At 51.1% G+C, this 2,553-nt stretch carries 2 protein-coding genes; one reads left to right on the plus strand and one right to left on the minus strand.

Annotation, left to right across the window (positions count from 1 at the left end; all coding sequences use genetic code 11):
- Nucleotides 1-271: 271 nt before the first annotated feature.
- Nucleotides 272-1,618 carry an IS1380 family transposase gene (locus NIG5292_RS14250; RefSeq protein ID WP_040176196.1) on the plus strand — a complete coding sequence of 449 codons (1,347 nt, stop codon included), beginning with the start codon at nt 272-274 and terminating at the stop codon, nt 1,616-1,618.
- Nucleotides 1,619-1,629: 11 nt separating this feature from the next.
- Here the strand turns inward: NIG5292_RS14250 and NIG5292_RS14995 are convergent, their stop codons facing one another.
- Nucleotides 1,630-1,770: a hypothetical protein gene (locus tag NIG5292_RS14995; RefSeq protein WP_158441640.1), complete on the minus strand. Its 141-nt coding sequence runs from the start codon at nt 1,768-1,770 to the stop codon at nt 1,630-1,632.
- Between the last annotated feature and the right edge of the window lie 783 nt (nt 1,771-2,553).

A 2,553-nucleotide genomic window follows, 5' to 3' on the forward strand; every position in this document is an offset into this window, starting at 1 on the left:
AGCGGATCGCATATCATTATACACAAATCCGCTTAGGGTATCCGCCACCAAAACCTTCACATTGAACATAGGTGGCACTACCAGCTGCCGCCCAGCATACTAAACCACAAAATATCTGTTATAATGGCTATATTTTAAATGATTCATTATCGAACATAGGATTTAATTTAGGTTTAGCCCGCATTTCCCAAGTAACTTGACGTTTTCGCGCCTCCAACGGCCACTAATGTGTTATATTTCAGTATGTTAATTTGGCTGAAGGTGGTGGATTATGGATCACCCAGAGGGTGCACGCGAAACGGGTGATGGGCGGCTCAGTTTTGACCGCCGGGTCCGGCTGGAGTTTCATGGTTCCAAGATCAGCTCGGACGGTGGATTACTGTTGTTCAGGGAATTGGATGAAGTGCTCGGCCTGCACGACATTGCGGGCGGATTTCTGAGAGACACGCGAACTGGCCACAATCGCCTGCACTCACTGGTCGGCTTGTTGCGCCAGTCGGTCTTTGGGCGGCTGGCCGGATATGATGATGTTAATGACGCGGACCGTTTATCGCTTGATCCGGTGATGCGGCAGGTCGTTGGAGGGCGTGCCGTTGAGGCCAAGGCCGCGTCTGCGAGCCAGATGGGACGGTTCGAGACCGAGGTGTTGGCGGCAACCGACAATCGCACTGTGCTGGCGGATTTATCAGGACACTGGATCGACCGGGTTCACAATCGCAAACCGCCCAAGTGGATCACGCTCGACATGGACAGTTCAGTCAGTCCCACCCACGGCGCGCAAGAAGGCACCGCTTGGAACGGGCATTTCGGCTGCATGTGCTATCACCCGCTGTTCGTCTTCAACCAGTTTGGCCATTTGGAACGCTGCGCCCTGCGCCCCGGCAATGTTCACAGCGCAGATGGATGGGAAGAGGTTCTGAAGCCCGTCATCGCGCGATATGCGGATCGTCACCTGATGCGGTTCTTCCGGGGGGATGCTGCGTTCGCCATCCCGGAGCTATACAAAACTCTGGAACTGGAAAACTATTTCTACGCCATCCGCCTTCGGGCCAATCGCGTTCTTCAGGGCAAGATTGCGCATCTGCTCAAGCGCCCTGTGGGTCGTCCGCCAAAAGGCGTGAAGCGCATCTACGGCGACTTCCAATATCAGGCGGCATCTTGGGACAAACCTCGTCGTGTCATCGCCAAGGTGGAATGGCATCCCAGCGAGTTGTTCCCGCGCGTGGGCTTCGTGGTCACCAACATGCCGATGGAACCCGACTGGATCATCCGCTTCTACAACCAACGCGGCACCGCCGAGCAATACATCAAGGAAGGCAAGCAGGCGATCAACTGGACCCGTTTGTCCTGCAAAGGCATGGCGCAGAACGAGGTGCGGCTGCAACTCCATGCACTGGCTTACAATATCGGTGCCTTCCTACAGGGCACTGATCTACCTGATGAGATAGCCGACTGGTCACTGACAAGCCTGCAGACGCGATTGATCAAGATTGGTGCGAGGGTTGTGCGTCACGCCCGTGCAATCACCTTCCAACTGGCCGAGGTGGCTGTCAGCGGCGATCTGTTCAACCGCATCCTTGCGGCCATACATCGGCTGCGCGCACCGCCGGTTCCCTAATGACAACATCGTTAATCATAAAACCTGAACAAAAGCGGCTCAACCGGTCTATCCATACGGGGGTCGGTCAGACCAATATCCGGATCAACCTCGCCCCCGAGACCGGAAATCGTGCTCAGTTCGCGCGTCAGATGCCCGAACAACGGCACCATGGGTGCAAGAGGCTTGATAGGAGCGCAGAACAGCGGCAAGGTGGGCGGGAGGACGTTCTACTTGGGGAATGTCAGTTGAAGCAGTCTTATCGGCTGATGGATATAAGGTTTATGTTGTTAACACCTTTGGTATTAACTCTTAATCTTTATCAAGATTAAGAACTGCTAATCTGTTATATTTGATAAGGCTAAGCTGACTGTTATGTAGCCTCAGTAGACCTTGGGGTATATATCGTTAGTCAGCAGCAAAGTGACAGTATTGGTTTCATCGAGTGTACCACTATTATAGCATCAAGTCACTGTTTTGTCAAGTTTTTATGCTGTATTGAGCCCTGGATTAAACGCTTGCGATCGACATGAAAGCCGAAGTTATTGTTAAAATAATTCTTGCTTACAACGACCTGATTTAACATCAACAAAGATCGCTATTTCCACCTCTCAAATGAAACTTCTTAGAAGCCCGTAGGATAAGGACACTAAGTCAAATGCATCTCAACCAATTACTGACCAGATTACTGACCAATATGCGCCTTATTGTAGTGAACTAAGGTATGCTATATCCAATGATTACAGGGTATTAACTGATTGTTGGTGGATGAGATAGGAGCCAAACTCACTGTCTGTCCGCCATGCATAAAAACCTAAAATCGATATTGCCCCTCTGAATTGTCTCTGCATAATGCCAGTATGCTTTGTCGGGAGGGGTAGTTATGAAGTTAATTCATTCTACAAGCACTTTGGTATTTTTCGCCAGCATCGCTGCTGCTCAGTCTGTTCCCAATT

It is taken from the genome of Nereida ignava, assembly GCF_001049735.1.
Lineage (GTDB): Bacteria > Pseudomonadota > Alphaproteobacteria > Rhodobacterales > Rhodobacteraceae > Nereida > Nereida ignava.